The 18,900-nt window shown below is 42.1% G+C and carries 20 protein-coding genes; 17 read left to right on the top strand and 3 right to left on the bottom strand.

Going from position 1 to position 18,900, the window contains the following annotated elements:
- Positions 1–141 precede the first annotated feature (141 nt).
- Complete coding sequence (locus KFT32_RS17820) at positions 142–918, bottom strand: sporulation protein (protein WP_211748587.1); 777 nt, start codon at positions 916–918, stop codon at positions 142–144.
- A gap of 262 nt (positions 919–1,180) precedes the next feature.
- Between KFT32_RS17820 and KFT32_RS17815 the strand changes: the two genes are divergently transcribed.
- On the top strand, positions 1,181–1,525 hold the full coding sequence (locus KFT32_RS17815) for a YojF family protein (protein ID WP_211748586.1): 345 nt from the start codon (positions 1,181–1,183) through the stop codon (positions 1,523–1,525).
- A gap of 15 nt (positions 1,526–1,540) precedes the next feature.
- A complete protein-coding gene (gene bshB2 / locus KFT32_RS17810) occupies positions 1,541–2,197 on the top strand; it encodes a bacillithiol biosynthesis deacetylase BshB2 (protein WP_211748585.1) in 657 nt (218 codons plus the stop codon).
- A gap of 98 nt (positions 2,198–2,295) precedes the next feature.
- On the opposite strand, the gene hflX is transcribed toward bshB2, so the two are convergent.
- Entirely contained in the window at positions 2,296–3,576 is a 1,281-nt protein-coding gene (gene hflX, locus KFT32_RS17805) for a GTPase HflX (RefSeq protein ID WP_211748584.1), read from the bottom strand.
- Positions 3,577–4,240: 664 nt separating this feature from the next.
- Here hflX and KFT32_RS17800 point away from each other — a divergent pair.
- From KFT32_RS17800 to KFT32_RS17770, 7 genes are all read left to right on the top strand, one after another.
- A complete protein-coding gene (locus KFT32_RS17800; protein ID WP_211748583.1) occupies positions 4,241–4,588 on the top strand; it encodes a hypothetical protein in 348 nt (115 codons plus the stop codon).
- A gap of 127 nt (positions 4,589–4,715) precedes the next feature.
- Positions 4,716–5,294, top strand: coding sequence for an SLOG family protein (locus KFT32_RS17795; protein ID WP_211748582.1), 579 nt, complete (start codon positions 4,716–4,718; stop codon positions 5,292–5,294).
- 89 nt (positions 5,295–5,383) lie between these two features.
- On the top strand, positions 5,384–5,716 hold the full coding sequence (locus KFT32_RS17790; protein WP_211748581.1) for an antibiotic biosynthesis monooxygenase: 333 nt from the start codon (positions 5,384–5,386) through the stop codon (positions 5,714–5,716).
- A 323-nt stretch (positions 5,717–6,039) separates the two neighbouring features.
- Positions 6,040–6,729 (top strand): N-acetylmuramoyl-L-alanine amidase family protein, encoded by a 690-nt coding sequence (locus KFT32_RS17785; protein WP_211748580.1) that lies wholly within the window; start codon positions 6,040–6,042, stop codon positions 6,727–6,729.
- Positions 6,730–6,888: 159 nt separating this feature from the next.
- Positions 6,889–7,239, top strand: a complete 351-nt coding sequence (locus tag KFT32_RS17780; RefSeq protein ID WP_211748579.1) for a hypothetical protein — start codon at positions 6,889–6,891, stop codon at positions 7,237–7,239.
- A gap of 17 nt (positions 7,240–7,256) precedes the next feature.
- A complete protein-coding gene (locus KFT32_RS17775) occupies positions 7,257–7,874 on the top strand; it encodes a carbon-nitrogen hydrolase family protein (RefSeq protein WP_211748578.1) in 618 nt (205 codons plus the stop codon).
- A 205-nt stretch (positions 7,875–8,079) separates the two neighbouring features.
- Positions 8,080–8,493: a cupredoxin domain-containing protein gene (locus tag KFT32_RS17770; RefSeq protein ID WP_211748577.1), complete on the top strand. Its 414-nt coding sequence runs from the start codon at positions 8,080–8,082 to the stop codon at positions 8,491–8,493.
- 359 nt (positions 8,494–8,852) lie between these two features.
- On the opposite strand, the gene KFT32_RS17765 is transcribed toward KFT32_RS17770, so the two are convergent.
- Positions 8,853–9,995 carry a glycine-rich domain-containing protein gene (locus KFT32_RS17765; protein ID WP_211748576.1) on the bottom strand — a complete coding sequence of 381 codons (1,143 nt, stop codon included), beginning with the start codon at positions 9,993–9,995 and terminating at the stop codon, positions 8,853–8,855.
- 160 nt (positions 9,996–10,155) lie between these two features.
- On the opposite strand from KFT32_RS17765, the gene KFT32_RS17760 reads away from it, so the two are divergent.
- From KFT32_RS17760 to KFT32_RS17725, 8 genes are all read left to right on the top strand, one after another.
- The gene (locus KFT32_RS17760; protein WP_211748575.1) at positions 10,156–11,139 is read left to right on the top strand and encodes a LacI family DNA-binding transcriptional regulator; all 984 of its coding nucleotides are present in this window, start codon (positions 10,156–10,158) and stop codon (positions 11,137–11,139) included.
- Positions 11,140–11,141: 2 nt separating this feature from the next.
- A complete protein-coding gene (gene rbsK / locus KFT32_RS17755) occupies positions 11,142–12,038 on the top strand; it encodes a ribokinase (RefSeq protein ID WP_249435961.1) in 897 nt (298 codons plus the stop codon).
- Positions 12,035–12,433 carry a D-ribose pyranase gene (gene rbsD / locus KFT32_RS17750; RefSeq protein ID WP_211748574.1) on the top strand — a complete coding sequence of 133 codons (399 nt, stop codon included), beginning with the start codon at positions 12,035–12,037 and terminating at the stop codon, positions 12,431–12,433. The genes rbsK and rbsD overlap by 4 nt, the downstream gene beginning before the upstream one ends.
- Before the next feature lie 13 nt (positions 12,434–12,446).
- A complete protein-coding gene (locus tag KFT32_RS17745; RefSeq protein WP_211748573.1) occupies positions 12,447–13,931 on the top strand; it encodes a sugar ABC transporter ATP-binding protein in 1,485 nt (494 codons plus the stop codon).
- A 1-nt stretch (position 13,932) separates the two neighbouring features.
- Positions 13,933–14,904 (top strand): ABC transporter permease subunit, encoded by a 972-nt coding sequence (gene rbsC, locus KFT32_RS17740; RefSeq protein ID WP_211748572.1) that lies wholly within the window; start codon positions 13,933–13,935, stop codon positions 14,902–14,904.
- A gap of 16 nt (positions 14,905–14,920) precedes the next feature.
- Entirely contained in the window at positions 14,921–15,835 is a 915-nt protein-coding gene (gene rbsB / locus KFT32_RS17735; RefSeq protein WP_211748571.1) for a ribose ABC transporter substrate-binding protein RbsB, read from the top strand.
- A gap of 187 nt (positions 15,836–16,022) precedes the next feature.
- Positions 16,023–16,763, top strand: a complete 741-nt coding sequence (locus KFT32_RS17730; protein ID WP_211748570.1) for a glycerophosphodiester phosphodiesterase — start codon at positions 16,023–16,025, stop codon at positions 16,761–16,763.
- A 228-nt stretch (positions 16,764–16,991) separates the two neighbouring features.
- Positions 16,992–18,803, top strand: a complete 1,812-nt coding sequence (locus KFT32_RS17725) for an ABC transporter substrate-binding protein (RefSeq protein WP_211748569.1) — start codon at positions 16,992–16,994, stop codon at positions 18,801–18,803.
- Positions 18,804–18,900: the final 97 nt, after the last annotated feature.

Below are 18,900 nucleotides of genomic sequence, written 5' to 3'. Positions count from 1 at the left end.
ACTATACTTGTATCTTTTGAAATCATCAATACTGAATTCTATGTAATGAACGGTAGTGTTCATTTATTCTAAGCATAAAAAACGCTAGTGTTACCACGCTGTGGTAGACGCTAGCGTTATTATATCTATGAGATGAGTTCATTAACGAGATTGTTCTTCAATGACACGTTCAATTTGCCGGGCAATATGCTTAGCTCCTTGAGCAATGTCTGCACGGTCGAAGTAAAGACGGGCATGACGTTCATCAAGATTGAAAGCTTGTTCAAAAAATCCATTAAGCCCTCTTGCTCGTCTATCTACTTCAACAAGCACATGAATGCCATCTTCATCCAGATTCATCATAAGTTCTAATTCTTTTACACGGCCTGCAAACTGAGTGCTTGGATAATATTCAAATTCTTGTACGAAGGGAACTCCTCGGCCAAGCTTTGTAGCGTGCTCACACGAAGATGTTTTGTAGCGGAATCCAAGATATTCAACTGCTTCGAAAATCGCACTCATATAGAAGTGGGGCTGCACTTCAATGGAATCATGATCTGTTGGATCTATGGACATTTCAATATCAAGTCCTGTGCTTAGCCAGACAGGCTGCCGGTTATAAGTAACAGGAGTCTCAAGCGGGAGAGGGAAAACAAATGGAATTTCCAGTTTCTCTCCACTACGAAGCAGGAGGCCTTCTGAGACGTTGAACTTTGCTAGAGTGTAGCTGTACTCTACTTTTCGGTCATCCTGCTCACGAATATAACGGGTCATTAACTGAATATAAATACTTTCAATTTCCTGATCCACGCTTCCGCCTTGAATACGAACGACGCCCTTAACGGTTTCACCTGGGACATAAGATACTTTCTCTAATAAAGTGTCGATCTCGGCGGAACCGATGCCAACTTTGGCTAGCATTTTGTTAAAAAAGGACATGAGAGGTAAAGCCTCCTTAAATTTAGGTGATTTCATGCATAATACGTATGGGATCACGAAAGTGTTTCATTTAGTTAATGCTATATATACAAATTATAGGAATGTGAAACGATTAACCAATCTATTAGATAAGGAATGATTTTGTTTTCACGGTTTTTTAAGATATACTGCTATATATAAGCTTCATCATATGTAAGACAGAAACCAGCCATTATACCACGCAAGGTATGATAGATTTGAAGAAGTTACCGGAGGTATCATCATGCAGTTAATTAATAAGGCATTGGTGCAAGAACAGCTGGACCGATATGCAAACGAAGATCTGTATCTTCACATGGAACTTACGATGGGAGCTTATGCTGCCCATAATGATAGCTCGAAGCATCCTGCTTCCAATTTTATCAAAAATATCCCCGTTCGATATTCAAAAGGTACAATTGAAGGGGATACTTACTACCGTGTTGGTCTTAAGATCAATGATGGATGGGTGTATACCGAAGGACTTACCCATTGGGAAGAAAATGAAGAAGGACGTGTTTTGCTGGCAGGTCATGATGCAGAAGGGCGTTTGATTGTATCCTTGCTGCTTAGCAGAACATTGTTTTAGAAAGAGGGGTTCTATATGAAACAGAATCGTATTCTAGTCGTACTACCACATCCCGATGATGAATCTTTTGGCATATCAGGTACGCTTGCCAAGTTGATTAATGAAGAAGGAGCTCAGGTTACTTATGCATGTCTAACTTTAGGTGAGATGGCCCGTAATATGGGTAACCCGCCTATCGCTAACCGAATTACGTTACCTGAAATTCGCAAGGAAGAGCTCAAGCAATCCTGTCGTGCGATTGGCATTCAGGATCTCAGAATGCTAGGCTTCCATGACAAAACGATTGAATTTGAAGATCGTAATCTCTTAGATGGTTCCATTTCAGCACTTATCGAGGAATTGAATCCTTCCATTATCTTTACTTTCTACCCAGGATACAGCGTCCATCCTGACCATGATGCAACAGGCGCGGCTGTCGTGCGGGTTGTGGAAGCATTAGAAAAAGACAGACGCCCAACTGTGTTATGTGTTGCTTTCTCGAACAATCATAAAGAAGCGCTTGGGGAACCAGACGTATCTTACGATATTCGTAATTTCAAACTGAATAAAGTTCAATCTATTCAGGCCCACAGCTCACAGTTTCGAATTCTGTCCGGGGATTCACTCCTTAAAGACAAGCAATTTCAGAAACGTCTAGAGACAGAATACTTCTGGACTTACCCTGTGAAATAAATCAATACTGAGAATGTACATCACAACCTATTTATATTTAAAAACCTCCTACCGATAAGGTCAGGAGGTTTTTTGTGAACTGTGAGAAACAAAGGATTTTAAGAGTTAGGAGTAACAAGCAAGTGAGACCATTTCTGAATCTCTACTGGAGAAGCTTCTACGGTAAGCTTTGTACCGTCCTCTTCATAACGGGTTGATTTTACATACGCATGTTCATGTAAATACGAGATGAGGTGATCCTCGCCATAAGGAACGGTGACTTCAACTTCTTCATAATGCCCGAATACGGAATCACGGATTGCTTGTTCTAGTTCCTCAAGTCCTGCTCCTGTTCTAGCAGAGATCAAGACCGCAGGCTGACGAAGCTCATGTGACTCCATCGGTGACGTTCTAAGATCTGATTTATTATAGGCATAGATAACCGGAATCTCTTCTGCTCCGAGCTCCCGAAGGGTCGCATTCGTGACCTCAATGAGCTGTTCCGCATCGGGATTGGCACTATCTACGACATGGATAAGCAGGTCTGAATCGAGTACCTCTTCCAGTGTAGAACGGAAGGCCTTGACTAGATGATGTGGAAGCTTGCTCACGAATCCGACGGTATCTGTTAGAAGGAAACTTTTTCGATCTGGAAGTTCTAGCTTCCTGACGGACGTCTGTAGTGTAGCAAACAGCATATCTTTCGCAAAAACAGCTTTATCGGTGGACGCATTATGTTTTTGTAACAGTGCATTCATAAGACTGGATTTTCCCGTATTCGTGTAACCTACAAGGCTAACGATCGGGATTTCCGTTTTTTGGCGACGTCTACGCTGAGTTTCGCGTTGTGAGACGAGAACTTCGAGCTCACGACCAAGCTCTGTAATCTTATCTTCAATGCGGCGTTGGGATAGTTCCAATTTTGTTTCACCAGAACCTCTGTTTTTCGTACCGACACCACCTCTTTGTCTTCCGGAAGAAGAACTGATGCCGGACAGGCGGGGTAATACATATTGAAGTCTGGCGAGCTCCACTTGTAGCTGAGATTCTCTGGACCTTGCCCGTTCAGCAAATATATTCAGAATGAGTGTTGTTCGGTCAAGTACAGAGGCATCAAGTCTTTTCTCTAGATTTCGGACTTGAGAGGGGGACAGTTCATCATTAAAAATAACAATGTCTACCTCTAACATATCCAGGAGTCTCGCTAGTTCTTCAATTTTCCCCGTACCTAGATATAGAGAAGGGTGTACTCGCTCTGCTTTTTGCGTGACTACCGCTTCAACGGTAATATCACAGGCGTCAGCTAGATTGGCCAGTTCCTCCATGGAATAACTGAAATCCTCCTGACCCTTGCGTTCGAGTCCTGCTAGTATCGCTTTTTCTTTTATCGGTTGTTTCATTTGATCGTCCTCCTCATGATTGGTAATAAAAAAACACAGGCGGACTGCTGCCTGTGTTACGCATGAGAACTCGGCGGACATAAAACAAGTACGTTTTATGTCGCTGGATCTGAATAAGACGGATACGTAGATATTCTGGAGATCGGTATCACAAGCTCACGGCTCTGTTCAATAAGCGTCTGCTCCTACTAGCCATACTTTGCCTAGATCGTACGAATCCAGTCGACAGAAATGGAGAGGGAAAACCACTATTTCACAGAGACCCGCCAGTTTAACGGCCGAATCCCGAAAGATATATTTACGTAAACGAAAAGAGGGCAGGCATCTAGGGTCCTGACCTCATCGCTCTATACTATGTTTGATTAATGGACACCAAATTAAGATAGATCGAATCCGAGTTCTCTGTCCGCACACAAAAGACAGAGTCTTTGCCTATTTAGTTATTAAGGGCAAAAGTAAATCTTACTCGAATCCAATTAATCATTCTGGTATCCCTCCGTTCCTAAAGTTACGGCTATCTTAGCACAGCAAAAATGGGATTGCAAACCCAAAAGTTATGTATAACGATTTTTTACCAGGAAGGTTTGTCCTTACTATTTTGTTCTATAAGCTCTCATTTACTGTGATTCAGCATACATATAGCTTTAGAGGAGCGTGATATGTAATGGAATTATTACTCCATCGTTATTTTGAGCTGAAGCAACGTAAGAAAGCGATTGAAGAAGAACTAACTGAGCTTCGGGATGAGATTATCGTTCAACTGAAGGAGGAGGGGCTGAACATCATCGATGCAGGCGATTATTCAGCTAAACTCGTGACTCAATTCAAAAAAGAGTATGATGACGACAAATTATATAAGGCGCTGCCTGATGCAGACGTATGGAAGTTGATTTCGAAAGCCGATAGTGCGAAAATTGCTGCCTTACTTAAACTGAAGGTGATCTCTGAGGAAACGATTGAGCATACTTACGATACTAAAAAAACGGACCTTTTGATCGTAAATAAGATGTAACGAAAGCAATAGGAAAGATAGCGAGTCGTAATCGGTTTAATATATGGGTAGAAAGGCAGCCTAATAGGAGAATGTGGTACGATAGTTACATCAGGAATAGCAGAAAGGCGGTATTTAGCTTTATTTTATGAAAAATTTATTAGTAACAGGATATCGGGCCAATGAGCTCGGTATCTTCAACCAAAAACATCCGGGTATTCCTTACATCAAACAGGCTCTTCGTTCTAAGCTCATTCCGTTAATTGAAGATGGGATTGAATGGGTGATTACACCCGGCCAGATCGGAATTGATCTGTGGGCATGTGAAGTTGTCATTGAACTGAAAAAGGAATATCCGCAGCTCAAGCTGTCCATCATTGCAGCATTTGCTGATCCAGAAGCGAATTGGTCGGATGATAAAAAATCATATTATGAGGATATCAAAAGGAATGTAGATTATTATGGTGTTGTTAGTAAACAGCCCTATATCGGACCTTGGCAATTCGCAGCTAGAGACGATTTACTTTTTCGTAAAACAGATCATTTGCTTCTCGTTTATGATGAAGAGGCTGGCCCGGGAAGTCCCAAGTTCATCAAAGAAAAGGCCATTAAAAAACAGCAGGAAGATGGCTACGGCATCACCATTATTCTTTCGGAAGACATACAGAACATGGCTGACGAGATGACTGAATTTCGCGAAGAGGGAGAAATAGACTGGAACGAATGAGTACGGTCTATTTTATCAACTCATTGACACTGATAATCATTATCGTTTAGTATGGAGGTATAGGTAATGAAAAAGAGAGGGTGTTCAAGATGTTGATTCAGCTTCGTAAAATTACGGTCAAAGAAGGTTTCAGTAACAAGATCGTTGAGCGTTTTGGGAAACCGGGCGGACCTATGTCTGAAATTCCAGGTTTTATTGATCGATCCGTTATGGTGAAAAAAAACCGCAAAAAAGGTGAAGATACCGAAGAAGTTGTGGTGATGATTCGCTGGGAATCCGAAGAAGCATGGAAGAGCTGGGAGAAAAGCCCTGCGCACATTGAGGGACATCGAAACAGCAGAAATCAAGAGAAACCGGATTACCTGCTTGACACAGAAGTATCTATGTATGATCTGAAAACGGCGGAGCAGGTTGAAATCTAATTTTCTTACATAAGTGTAAATGGGGTATAAAAAGCTTGGAAGGTCCTCCTATATTGTTGATATGCTATAATTTCCCTTGATGATCCTGTATATAATGAGGTGATGGAATGCATATTTTATGGGAGAATATCGTGATTACATTAATACCTGTTATATGTGTGATTGGATTTATTATTTATGTATTGATACCGCCCAAAAGAAAATAATGTAATGAATAAAACTCTATCAGTCCTAGGATTGGTAGAGTTTTTGTATATTCACTTCGGATGTTCGTCCAAGCGCTGGAACAATCAAATCATATAATAAGAGGGAGGTGATAGATTATGGTTAAAATATTTATTGATCCCGGGCACGGAGGGTCTGATACGGGCGCGCTAGGAAATGGACTTAAGGAAAAAGATCTGACGCTTACGATCGCTACCAACGTCCGTTCGATTTTGCTAACTGAATACAATGATGTATCTATTTTGATGAGCCGCATGTCGGATGAAACAGTAACACTGACACAGAGAACGGATGCTGCCAATACGTGGGGAGCAGATTATTTTTTGTCTATCCATATTAATGCTGGCGGAGGAACCGGTTACGAAGACTATGTCTACCCTGGAACCACCGCGCCAACAACAACTTATCAAACCAATATGCACAATGAAATTATGAAATTAATAACATTAACGGATCGAGGCCGTAAAAGTGCAAACTTCCATGTGCTTCGTGAATCTCATATGCCTGCCATCTTAACGGAAAATGGATTTATCGACACGAGCAGTGATGCAGCACTACTAAAATCGGCTTCTCATTTGGACAAGGTTGCTCGTGGACATGTCAATGGGCTTGTAAAAAACTTTAATTTGACTAAAAAAGTGACTGCCACTTATCATACTGTCGTTAGTGGAGATACAGTATATGCCTTGAGCATTCAATATGGTAGCACGGTTCAGCAGATTAAGGACTGGAACAAACTTGACAGTAAATATACGATTATTGTGGGTCAGGTTCTGAGAGTGAAGTAATTAACGATCTCTAATGTAGTTAGAACAGGAGCATTCTGTTGGCAAACTCAGCTATACAGGTGCTTTTTTGTGCGTGAATAAATCGGGATACATAACGATATATCCATTTTATAGTATAATTTTATAAACTGTGTTTGATGTAGAGAGGAGTCCGTCGTTTTGTCTACTTCGAAGCGTCCTGTTTATTGTGTCCATTGTAATGCTGAAATTGAATCCAGATATGATCTTGTCGTAAGTCAATCTTTCTTATCACTGTATCCTTATCATAACTCTTGTTATTCAGAAGCTATAAAAGGATGCCAATCTATTGTTTTGGGCGATCATCCGGTTAATGGTACTGCCTCCAACTGGTCATCTGGCTTTGCCCTGCTTATTGGTATTATTCTTTTGTTTATTTCAAAAGACAATATTGGCGGTGTTGCGGCATGGGTTCTGAATGTTGTCGTGCTGCTTGTCCCTCTTGTACGCTTCTGTTCATGGTATATGTATGAGCGTTATCTGGATAAATAATGATCGGAGGGTCCTATATGAAAATTTTGGTTGGTCAACCTAAGCTTGAAAAAGATGTTATTCAGCTCGAGGAAGCATTACGGCAACATCCGGAAGCAGAGTTCGTTTTTTTCCCGGAAGGGTATTTGAATGAAAACGTGGAAAAAGCGAAGGAACTTGCTAGATCCCATCAGGTGACACTGATTACTGGCTATCGTAAGTTTCATAAAAATCCCAAAGATCAGGTGATTATCATCGGTAACGATGGTCAGATCTTACTTGATCGTCCTAAATACACGGCAAAGCAGACAGTACAAGTTAAAGGGTATCATCTAGGAGTAATTCTTTGTGATGAACTCGTACTACAAGGCATGGATGGAGTTCGGAGCGAAGATATTGACATTCTTTTTCACCCCATAGGTGTGGGAATGTTCAGTCACGAGCAATACGATGAATGGGTTCATCTTGCATGCCAAATCGCAAAGGAGCTCCAGTGTGTGGTAGTGGGTACTAGTCATGCGGATGGCTCCTATAAAGACAACCCTGTATCAATACCGATTACTTATCTTATCAATGCGAGCGGAGAAGTGATTAAAGCTACTCAAAATGAGATTAGGAACGAGCTTATAACCGTTATGATGAATAAGAACATCTAGACGTCAATTGACGCACATTCGCGGATATAAGGACATGAATTAGAGATTTTTCAAAAGATCGTCACAGAATAGTACGATTATGTGGATCAAAATAGGTGTAAAGTAGCTCTAAAGAGTCATTTTTCTTATAGAAATTTTAATTTATCCTTATAATAGAAATAGGTAAGGATTTATCATTGCTGCTTTTTGAGAGGGACGGATCGACATGAATAAGAAGTTACCGAAATGGTGGCCTTTTGCTGCAGTTGGAGTGGTTGCCGTAGTGATCTTGGCAGGAGTATTGTTTTTCTTCAGTGGAAAAGAAATTATGCCTTCTGCTGACGGAAAAGGGCAGGCTCAGGAAGATCTAGAAGGATATGAAGTCATTACTGTAGAGGTGAAATCCGATGGATTTTATCCAGAGAATATCGAGGTAAAAAAAGGAGTACCCACCAAAATTAATTTTAAAAAAGATACAAACCTAACCTGTATTACGGATGTTGTCTCCAAAGATCTGGATATACTGAAATATCTGGAGAAAGGCGACAATTACTATACCGTGGATTCCAATCTTGATCCTGGTTCATATGCATTTAATTGCGGAATGTATATGTATTATGGAAAAATAACGGTGAACTGATTATCGCAAGTTTACTAGCGTATTCTCATGATTTCGCTACAGGTGTAGTTTAGTGAAACCAAAGGACTGTTACCAATAAAGGTAGCAGTCCTTTTCATATGTACTTATTTTCTTTTATGAATAAGGGATCTTAGTAACCATATAACGAAGACAATAACGGCAATAAGAAAAATCATTCCAGGAAAACCAATATTCTGCATTATAGTTCACTCCTCACCTCTAAACAATTACAATCTATTGAAAATAATACCATTTTAATAATTGTAAGTATATAGGAGGTTTTGTTTACATTTTGATATTCAGATTCATACGAAAGAGCCGTTTCCAAAGTCGCTTTGGATCGGCTTTTTCGTATGTAATTAACTGCTGCATCCTCCACCACAAGAAGAACCGCAACTTGAACTGCTGCATGAGGATTGGCCACCAGAGGAATCTGTCCCAGAAGAGCCTCCATCAGAATGAGAAGAAGAACTGTCATGATGATGCGAATCAGTACGGTCGTCTTTATCTGAATGAGGGTCTGTATAAGTTCCGCTGTCATTCGTGCCAGACTGCTGTTTTCGTTCTTCCAGCATTACTTCATCTGGGTTAGGGACAAACAGGTGATCCGCTGCAGCAGATAATAGCAAAAGGGATAGAATGGGGTCTGCTGCGACTTGGTTTGGCCTGATCCGAGATGACTGCTGATTGGGTCTACTTGCCGTATTACTGGTAGTGTAACTATTGGCATTATTCGTATTTGAATAAAGTAGATTTGATTTATTCTCTGCTTCCTGTATTTGAGATGGCAAAGTCTGGATTAGCTCATGTTGAATGTGCTGGATATCAGCATCATTCGTATGACGAAATCGACTCTTTATCTCGGTCAGAAAAAAGTTTGTAGTCAGATTAGGTGTATCAGACATAAAACCGGATGTCTGTTCTCCATGTGAATCTACACCGATAGGATTTAATTTGTGACGGAAGAAAGGACGACAAAGCTGCTCATTTTCTGGATGAATGATAAAAAATCGGCTGTAAAGCAGATCATACATCGCTCTTTCTTTTTCACGGTCGGCTGTAGTTGTTTCTGTGATATTAGGCTGATGATGAATGAACTCACCCGTGAAGTTCACGCAGAATTGTTCATAGTCTCTCGTGAACATTAGCATCTCATGCCATATGAGATCTGCTTCATCACTATACATTGGAACGTTCTTATAGACCGCGCAAAGGATAAAGTATCGTTTTACCTCTTGCAGCATCCACTCATATTTCTGCGGGGAACAGCTGTGTTTAGCTATCACCCTCTTCTGTACTTGTTCCATGTAGGAAGTCTTCAATGCATCCTCTAGGCGATCCCCTAGTCTTTGAAGTGAAGGGACAGTTGAATGCATACCTAAATTCATAGGAACAGGTCGTGTGAACAAGGAGCTTGAAGCAGAATTTCGAGGACTAGTCTGTAGATGTGGCTGTGATGTGTTTCCCTTAAGAAGGGCTGCTATTTTTCTGAGTATTTCCATAAAACTCCTCCACTTCCTGTGATCAAACTATACAATCACTTTATCACATGTTGAGCATTATCATAAGATTCTCCCTTGAATTTATGAAGAGGCTTGCAGAGACGAATAAAGTGTGATATCTTGTTCATGTAACCGGTTACACATAGTCGAGGTGACAAGGATGGCAACCATTAAAGATGTGGCCCGGCACGCAGGTGTATCGGTGGCTACGGTATCTAGAGTATTGAATAGTGCAGGTTATGTGCATGAAGATACACGTAAAAAAGTAGAAGAAGCGATTGCTGCTTTGCAATATTCTCCTAATGAAGTGGCAAGATCTTTATATAAACGAAAATCCAAATTAGTTGGGTTACTTATCCCGGATATTACGAATCCTTATTTTCCACAGCTCGCTAGAGGCGTAGAGGATGAGATGAGAGAAAATGACTTCCGTCTCATTATTGGCAATAGCGATGAAGATGAACATAAGGAACAAGAATATATGCAGACCTTTACTCAAAATAATGTGGTCGGCGTAGTGACGGCGACGAATGATCCGGATACACAAACATATGACTCACTTCGGATTCCCGTTGTATTCCTTGATCGGACTTCTGACGATCGGCCATCCATCTACTCAGATGGAAGGCAAGGCGGCAGACTCGCTGCGAAAGCGATACTCGCTGGAGGCAGTAAGGAAATAACACTTATGCAAGGACCGGCTCATGTGAAGCCAGCGCAAGATCGTTTCTCCGGTGCAGTTGAAGTGTTAGAGCAAGCGAATGCTTCTTATAACATTATTCAGACGTCTACATTTTCTTTTCATCATGTGGACAAGCTTGCCGAAGCATTGTTTCGTCGTTATCCGGCAACCGACGGAGTGATCGCAAGTAACGATTTAGCCGCATTTGCTGTCATGCATGAAGCGTATAAACTTGGCAAACATATTCCGAATGACATTCAGATTGTGGGATTTGATGACATTCCCGTAAGCAGCCTGGTATCACCAGGTCTATCAACGATCAGGCAGCCGGCTTATGAAATGGGCAGAGCAGCAGGTAGATTACTTATTGAATTAGTGGAAGGTAAGCAAACCAAGGAAACGAATACTCAGTTCCCGGTTGAACTAATAGAACGAGGTACGACAAGAAAGGTGGAGCAGTAATCATGAATACAAACATGAAACCCAAAGTAACGGTGATAGGCAGTTCTTCAATGGATCTCGTGGTAACTTCAAGTAAACGTCCTGGTGCGGGAGAAACTGTACTAGGGGATTCATTCAAAACGGTACCTGGAGGCAAAGGAGCAAATCAGGCTGTCGCTGCTGCAAGACTGGGCGCCGAGGTGTTCATGATCGGTCGTATCGGAGATGACACCTATGGTGAAGCCATTTTGAACAATTTTAAACAAAATCAAGTACTTGTCGACTATGTGGAACCGGTTACAGATATGGAAAGTGGAACAGCACATATCATTTTGGCTGAAGGAGATAACAGCATCATCGTTGTGAAAGCCGCTAATAACGAAGTGACACCTCATTATATTGATAAAGCTGCAAATGTTATACGTAAGTCAGATATTGTGCTTATTCAGCAAGAAATTCCGGAAGAGACCGTTGAATATGTAGCTTCGATTTGCAAGGAAGCAGGTGTACCTCTTCTGCTTAATCCTGCACCAGCAAGAGCTATAAGCCAAGCGGTTATTGAAAACGCAACATATATTACGCCGAATGAACACGAAGCACAGATGATGTTTGCGGGAGAGAAGCTGCAAGATTCTTTGCGGAAATATCCCAATAAACTTGTTGTTACCGAAGGTAAAAACGGAGTCCGTTATTATGACGGCAAGGAAGAGGTTGTTGTCCCAGCATTTGTCGTTGAAGCTGTCGATACAACGGGAGCGGGGGATACTTTTAACGCGGCTTTCGCGGTTGCGCTGGCAGAAGGAAAGTCAATGACAGACAGCATTTCCTTTGCGAACCTGGCTGCATCAATATCAGTAACGAAATTCGGAGCACAAGGCGGAATGCCAACACGGCAAGAAGTGGAGGCGAAATTAAAGTGAAGAAACAAGGCATTTTAAATAGTCATATTGCTAAAATACTCGTCGATCTCGGTCACACGGATCAAATCGTCATCGCTGATATTGGGCTACCTGTACCTGAAGGGGTTCCTAAAATTGATCTTGCTCTTAAGCTTGGAACACCTAGTTTTCAGGAGGTAGTCGATATCATCGCCGAGGATATGGAGATTGAAAAGGTGATTATGGCAGATGAGATTAAAAATGGAAATGCGGAAACACATCAATATATGAATGAGAAATTTGCTGCTTCCAAAATCGAATTTTGTGACCATGAGCAGTTCAAGAGACGAACGAAAGAGGCGAAAGTGATCATCCGAACTGGTGAAGCCAAACCCTACGCAAATTGCATTTTACAGTCTGGGGTCTATTTCGGATAAAGGAGAGAATCTCATGCACATTCAAATGAATGATATTCATAAAGCTTTTGGAACGAATCAGGTGTTAAGTGGGGTCGATTTTGAGCTTAGAGAAGGCGAAGTTCATGCTCTAATGGGTGAAAACGGAGCAGGGAAATCTACACTGATGAACATCCTGATCGGTCTTCATGAGCGAAATCAAGGTACGATTCTCATTGATGGAAAAGAAACATATTTTCCTTCGCCGAAGGAAGCTGAGCAGCACGGCATCGCTTTTATACATCAAGAACTGAATGTATGGCCAGATATGACGGTGCTGGAAAACCTTTTTATCGGAAAAGAAATGACAAATGCTTTCGGTATACTCCAAACCAAAGAAATGAGAACGCTTGCAATTGAGCAGTTCAGAAAGCTGGCAGTCACAATCCCAATCGATCAGGAAGCAGGGCAATGCTCCGTAGGTCAGCAGCAAATGATTGAAATCGCAAAAGCTCTCATGACGAATGCTAAGGTAATTGTTATGGATGAGCCGACAGCAGCTCTAACTGAACGAGAGATCGAGAAGCTGTTTGAAGTCATTCATTCGCTTCGCAAAGAAGGCGTATCAATCGTATATATCTCGCATCGGATGGAAGAGATCTTTACGATCTGCGATCGAATTACCGTGATGAGAGATGGAAAAACAGTAGATACGAAGGATATTCCAGATACAAGCTTTGAAGAAGTAGTCAAAAAGATGGTAGGACGGGAGCTTACAGAACGTTATCCTGTGCGGAATCCTAAGCCTGGTGAAGTGGTTCTGGAAGCGAAAAACATGAGTCGCAAGGGCATTTTTGAAAATATAAGCTTTACGGTTCGTTCTGGTGAAATCGTCGGATTCTCGGGACTCATGGGAGCAGGGCGTACGGAAATCATGCGAGCACTGTTTGGACTCGATTCCCTTACGAGTGGTGAGATCCAGATTCGCGGGAAAAAGGTAATGATCCGCCGTCCAGAAGATGCAGTGAAACATGGGGTTGGCTTTATTACCGAAGATCGTAAAGATGAGGGACTTGTTCTCGATTTTTCGATAAAAGACAATATGGTACTTCCGAGTTTATTCAGTTTTAGTAACAGGGCCGGAGTGATCTCCAGCAAAAAAGAACAAGAATTTGTAGACACGCTCATCAAGCGCCTACTTATCAAAACAGAATCTTCAGAAACTGCAGCTAAAAATTTATCTGGTGGGAACCAGCAAAAAGTAGTAATTGCCAAATGGGTGGGCATTGGTCCTAATGTACTCATTCTGGATGAACCAACACGTGGTGTCGATGTCGGCGCTAAACGCGAAATTTACGAGCTGATGAACGAACTGACGGACAGAGGAGTAGCCATCATTATGGTATCGTCGGAACTTCCTGAAGTCCTTGGTATGAGTGATCGAATCTTGGTAGTACATGAAGGTCATATTACCGGTGAATTGAGCCATGAGGAAGCTACGCAAGAGAAAATTATGACGTTAGCAACAGGAGGACAATAACATGACAAGTAAAGCGAATGATGCCGGAGTGAAAAAAGGGTTCTCCCTCTCTCAAATTGGCGGAAAACTGGGACCGTTTCTAGGACTGATTTTATTAATTATCATTGTATCTGTACTCAATCCGAGTTTTTTGGAACCGCTTAATATATTAAATCTACTGAGACAGGTATCGATTAATGCACTGCTCGCTTTCGGAATGACGTTTGTTATTCTGACAGGTGGGATTGACTTATCCGTAGGTTCCATACTCGCTTTGTCGAGTGCATTTGTAGCGAATTTGATGTTGTCTGGATTTGATCCCATTTTGGCCATTATTGTCGGCGTATTGTTAGGTGGCGTAATGGGGATGATGAATGGACTTTTGATTACAAAAGGGAAAATGGCACCCTTTATTGCCACACTTGCTACGATGACAATTTTCCGCGGACTTACCTTAGTGTATACGAATGGTAATCCGATTACGGGTCTTGGGGATAATATGGCGTTTCAACTGTTTGGTCGCGGTTATTTCCTAGGAATTCCGGTTCCAGCCATTACAATGATGATTACATTCGCAATTCTGTGGGTGATTCTCCATAAAACTTCTTTTGGACGTAAGACATATGCAATTGGTGGTAATGAAAAAGCAGCTCTCGTATCCGGGATTAAAGTAGATAAAGTAAAAATCATGATTTATTCTCTCGCGGGGATGCTATCTGCGCTAGCAGGTGCCATTCTAACGTCAAGACTCGATTCGGCTCAGCCTACAGCGGGTACTTCCTACGAACTCGATGCAATCGCGGCGGTCGTTCTTGGCGGAACTAGTCTTACCGGCGGACGTGGACTTATTGTAGGAACACTGATTGGTGCGCTCATTATCGGAACGCTGAACAATGGTCTGAACTTGCTAGGTGTTTCTTCATTCTATCAAATGGTTGTGAAAGGTGTCGTTATCGTCATCGCTGTACTCATCGACCGTAAGAAAACCGCATAAGAGGAGTAGATAACTCATGAAAAAATTAACGCTCATATTTACCGCCATGCTCATGCTTATTATGACAGGCTGCTCTATGCAGCCTCCTGAATGGGCTAAGCCTAACAAAAGCCAAGACACTAGCGAGATGAAAATAGGGCTGTCGATCTCGACGCTGAATAATCCATTTTTTGTGTCCCTTAAAGATGGGGTTGTCGCTGAGGCGGCAAAACAAGGAATTGAAGTCATTGTTGTCGATGCGCAGAATGATTCAGCAAAACAAAGTAATGATGTCGATGATCTTATCCAGCAAGGTGTAAGTGCCCTACTTATCAACCCAACTGATTCTGCAGCGATTTCCAATGTCGTACAAACAGCCAATTCACTAGGCATTCCAGTGGTTACACTAGACCGCTCTGCTGACAAAGGTGAAGTAGAAGCGCTCGTTGCTTCCGATAACGTAAAAGGCGGGGAAATGGCAGCAGAATATATTATTGATCAGCTTGGAGAAGATGCGAAAGTCATTGAACTCGAAGGAGTACCAGGTGCTTCTGCTACTCGTGAACGCGGGAAAGGATTCCACAACATCGCTGACGAGAAGCTGAACGTGGTTGCGAAGCAAGCAGCAGATTTCGACCGTACGAAAGGACTGAACGTTATGGAGAATCTGCTGCAAGGTAATCCGGATGTGAAAGCCGTGTTTGCTCACAATGATGAAATGGCACTGGGTGCAATGGAAGCCATTCAGAGCTCAGGAAAAGATATCATTGTCGTCGGTTTTGACGGAAACGATGATGCGATTAAATCTATTAATGCTGGAGGACTCACCGCAACGGTTGCTCAACAGCCTAAGTTAATAGGAGAGCTTGCAGTGAAAGCAGCGTCGGATGTTGTGCAAGGCAAAGAAGTGGACAAGCTAATTGCAGCGCCACTGAAACTTACCACAAAGTAAAGTCGGAAAAAGCCAAGGGTGATTTACTCACCTTTGGCTTTTTTAATGAATACTCATTTTTATTTCTTGACATAGAATTAACATAAAACGGGTGAAGGAGGAAGAAGAACTCCTTATACTGAACTATGTAATGAGTGAAAACCTTGTGTTTATCGTTTATTTCCATTTAGAGAAAGGTGCTGATTGTATGAAGTCGCCGCTAATTATTGCCCACCGCGGAGCTAAAGGCGAAGCTCCTGAGAATACGATCGCTGCTTTTGAACTTGCACTGGAACAAGGCTGTGATGCTTTCGAGCTGGATATTCATCTTTCTCAAGATGGAGAAATTATGGTTATTCATGATGATACCGTCAATCGGACAACGAACGGGGAAGGTAAAGTGAAGGATATGACCTTCTCGGAACTTCGTATGTTAGATGCTGGACAATGGTTCGATTCTTCTTATGAGGGACAAGTCATCCCTACACTAAAGGAAGTATTCGATCTTGCTCCCGATCATCTCATAATTAATGTCGAGATCAAGGGCGGTATTTCAGAGGGGGTTGAAGAAAAGTTGTTAGCTTTGTTAGAAGACTATGACATGTTTGAGCGCGTTGTCGTATCTTCTTTCCATTTTGACAGCTTGCGCACTTTAGAAAGTCTGAATCCTGAAGTGAAGACAGGACTTCTCTATACCCAGAATTTTGCTTGTCCCAAGCAATTGCCAGAAGCCGCAGGGGTGAATGCATACTCATTACATCCTTATTTCATACAACTGGAAGAGGGCGATTACGACTCGGTTCAGCAGGAAGGTGTGCAAATTTTTGCATGGACTGTGAACGAAGTAGTGGATATGCAAAAGCTACTGGAAATAGGAATAGATGGAATCATTACCGACTATCCAGGAAGATTAAAAACGTTAGTAGAAGAAAAGAAGGTCGTGAACTAAAGTTCAAGCAGTGTTTATAAAAGGGATAAATCTGTTGCTAACATCAGGTACACGATACCTGGTGTTTTTTTATGCTCTGAACTTAGACAACACCTAAAAAAGAGAGGAATTAGAATGAAAGAGAGGGCATAGAATTGCTGTAGACACCTGAGAAAGCGCTTCCATCCGTATCTTGTTTGTTTCTCCGCAACATAGGTTTAGGGAGATCCATGAATGGGAGGTTAGAACATGAAGTTGACGAAGGGGATCAAGTCTACATTAATACTTCTTATGACATCTGCCTTTATCCTCGGGGGATGTCAAAGTGTTGCTCCACCATCTACGAGTGACCCGCAAGTAACACAAAATGTTCCTCCAGGTGACAAGGAAACGGAACCGCAAACGGATGCGAAGGCGACCCCAAGAAATGAAACGCTCTATATTAATGGCTTGCAGTGGGGAGCCCCCACAAACTTTAATTTGCTGAGTGGAAATCCAGCTTTTCCGATTAACTATGGAAATTCCAGAGAATTGGTATACGAGACGCTGTTTATGATTAATCAGCTGAATGGTGACCTTGAGCCGCTGCTTGGTACAAAGTATGAGTGGACAGATGAGAAGACGTTGCAAATTGATTTGAATACGGATGCCAAATGGAGTGATGGCACACCTTTTACGTCAGAAGACGTAGTGTATACCTACGAACTTGGCAAAAAATACGATATTAACTGGAGTAACTTCTGGACTTACATCAGTGAAGTGAAAGCAGCGAGTCCGGAGTCTGTCACGATTACGCTGAATCCTGACAATCCGAATAAACTGGCCGTACTTGATAGTATCGAGATGATCCCTATGTTGCCAAAACATATTTGGGATGAGATCGAAAAGAAGGCAAATGGAGATTTATCTACCATTCGTAAAGAAGTAAATGATGCTCCAGTAGGTACTGGCCCGTACAAAATGTATTTTTATAACGATCAGAAAATTACGATCGTTCGTGATGATAATTATTGGGGACAGAAATTGTTCGGCAAGCTTCCTGCCCCTAAATATATTACGCATGTTATCTACAAAGACAATGCTGCAGGGGACCTTGCTTTCAAGAGCGGTCAAGTCGATGTATCACAGCAGTTTATCCCTCAAGTCATGAATATGTGGAAAGATGGAGCTCCGGTCAAAACCTTCTTAAAGGATGCGCCTTATTACGTGCCAGGTTCCATGCCTTCCATCTTCTTTAACTTAACGAAGGAAGGTCTCGACAATGCGGATGTAAGACGCGCCATTGCGATGGCAATTGATTATAACAAAATTTCGGAACTAGCAATCAGCGGCTACTCAGCTACGATGGAACCTTCACTGACGCTGAATACAGCTGCTGAATCCAAATACGTGGATCAGGATGCGATCAAATCACTGCAATGGACTACTGATGTCGATGCAGCCAATAAGCTGCTAGACTCAATCGGCGCCAAAAAAGGCAAAGATGGCATTCGTGTCCTGAACGGTCAACGTCTCGGACCCTATGAAATTGAATGCCCATATGGCTGGTCTGACTGGAATGCTGCGCTCGAAATTGTAGCCCAAAATTCCAAGGCAATCGGGATTGAAATTCGCACCAAGTTCCCGGAAGCACCTGTGTGGACAAATGACCTGCAGACTGGGAAATTCGATATTATTATGAACACGCCTGCCGGCGGAGTAAGCCCAAGTCAGCCATGGAGCCGTGCCATGACAATTATGTATTCAGAAGGTGTGGCTCCTATGGGAGAGATGGCCTTCTGGAACTGGGGTCGTTATAAAAATGAACGTGCAGATGAAATCATTGAGAAGATTCCAACCCTTTCGGATGAAGCGGAAATCAAAGCTTTGTACACAGAACTTACGGAGATTTGGCTAAAAGATATTCCTTCCATTCCGCTAATGTATCGTCCATGGGTGTTCCATACCGTGAACGAGTCGGTTTGGAAAGGGTTCCCTGCAGAAGGAGACGGCAGTAACATTCCGCCTCAAATCGTTATGGATGGTGCAGGAATCCGGGCGTTGTATGAAATACACAATTAACGAAGATTAGTTAGCTAGACCTATACTTGGAAGGCTTCTGCAGCCAGGTATAGGTCTATTTTCTACCATGAATCTAAGTATTTGCAGCTATTTCAGG

Origin of the sequence: Paenibacillus sp. Marseille-Q4541, from assembly GCF_018310695.1 — a bacterium.
Taxonomy (GTDB): domain Bacteria; phylum Bacillota; class Bacilli; order Paenibacillales; family Paenibacillaceae; genus Paenibacillus.
This window is presented reverse-complemented; position numbering and strand designations above follow the sequence as displayed.

What these genes read in the sequence shown, in the direction of transcription:
- KFT32_RS17725 (WP_211748569.1), top strand. Translation starts at nt 16,992, where the DNA reads ATGAAGTTGACGAAGGGGATCAAGTCTACATTAATACTTCTTATGACA.
- KFT32_RS17775 (WP_211748578.1), top strand. Translation starts at nt 7,257, where the DNA reads ATGAAAATTTTGGTTGGTCAACCTAAGCTTGAAAAAGATGTTATTCAG.
- KFT32_RS17730 (WP_211748570.1), top strand. Translation starts at nt 16,023, where the DNA reads ATGAAGTCGCCGCTAATTATTGCCCACCGCGGAGCTAAAGGCGAAGCT.
- KFT32_RS17745 (WP_211748573.1), top strand. Translation starts at nt 12,447, where the DNA reads ATGCACATTCAAATGAATGATATTCATAAAGCTTTTGGAACGAATCAG.
- KFT32_RS17760 (WP_211748575.1), top strand. Translation starts at nt 10,156, where the DNA reads ATGGCAACCATTAAAGATGTGGCCCGGCACGCAGGTGTATCGGTGGCT.
- KFT32_RS17785 (WP_211748580.1), top strand. Translation starts at nt 6,040, where the DNA reads ATGGTTAAAATATTTATTGATCCCGGGCACGGAGGGTCTGATACGGGC.
- rbsB (WP_211748571.1), top strand. Translation starts at nt 14,921, where the DNA reads ATGAAAAAATTAACGCTCATATTTACCGCCATGCTCATGCTTATTATG.
- KFT32_RS17800 (WP_211748583.1), top strand. Translation starts at nt 4,241, where the DNA reads ATGGAATTATTACTCCATCGTTATTTTGAGCTGAAGCAACGTAAGAAA.
- bshB2 (WP_211748585.1), top strand. Translation starts at nt 1,541, where the DNA reads ATGAAACAGAATCGTATTCTAGTCGTACTACCACATCCCGATGATGAA.
- hflX (WP_211748584.1), bottom strand. Translation starts at nt 3,576, where the DNA reads ATGAAACAACCGATAAAAGAAAAAGCGATACTAGCAGGACTCGAACGC.
- KFT32_RS17790 (WP_211748581.1), top strand. Translation starts at nt 5,384, where the DNA reads ATGTTGATTCAGCTTCGTAAAATTACGGTCAAAGAAGGTTTCAGTAAC.
- rbsK (WP_249435961.1), top strand. Translation starts at nt 11,142, where the DNA reads ATGAATACAAACATGAAACCCAAAGTAACGGTGATAGGCAGTTCTTCA.
- rbsC (WP_211748572.1), top strand. Translation starts at nt 13,933, where the DNA reads ATGACAAGTAAAGCGAATGATGCCGGAGTGAAAAAAGGGTTCTCCCTC.
- KFT32_RS17815 (WP_211748586.1), top strand. Translation starts at nt 1,181, where the DNA reads ATGCAGTTAATTAATAAGGCATTGGTGCAAGAACAGCTGGACCGATAT.
- KFT32_RS17770 (WP_211748577.1), top strand. Translation starts at nt 8,080, where the DNA reads ATGAATAAGAAGTTACCGAAATGGTGGCCTTTTGCTGCAGTTGGAGTG.
- KFT32_RS17795 (WP_211748582.1), top strand. Translation starts at nt 4,716, where the DNA reads ATGAAAAATTTATTAGTAACAGGATATCGGGCCAATGAGCTCGGTATC.
- KFT32_RS17820 (WP_211748587.1), bottom strand. Translation starts at nt 918, where the DNA reads ATGTCCTTTTTTAACAAAATGCTAGCCAAAGTTGGCATCGGTTCCGCC.
- KFT32_RS17765 (WP_211748576.1), bottom strand. Translation starts at nt 9,995, where the DNA reads ATGGAAATACTCAGAAAAATAGCAGCCCTTCTTAAGGGAAACACATCA.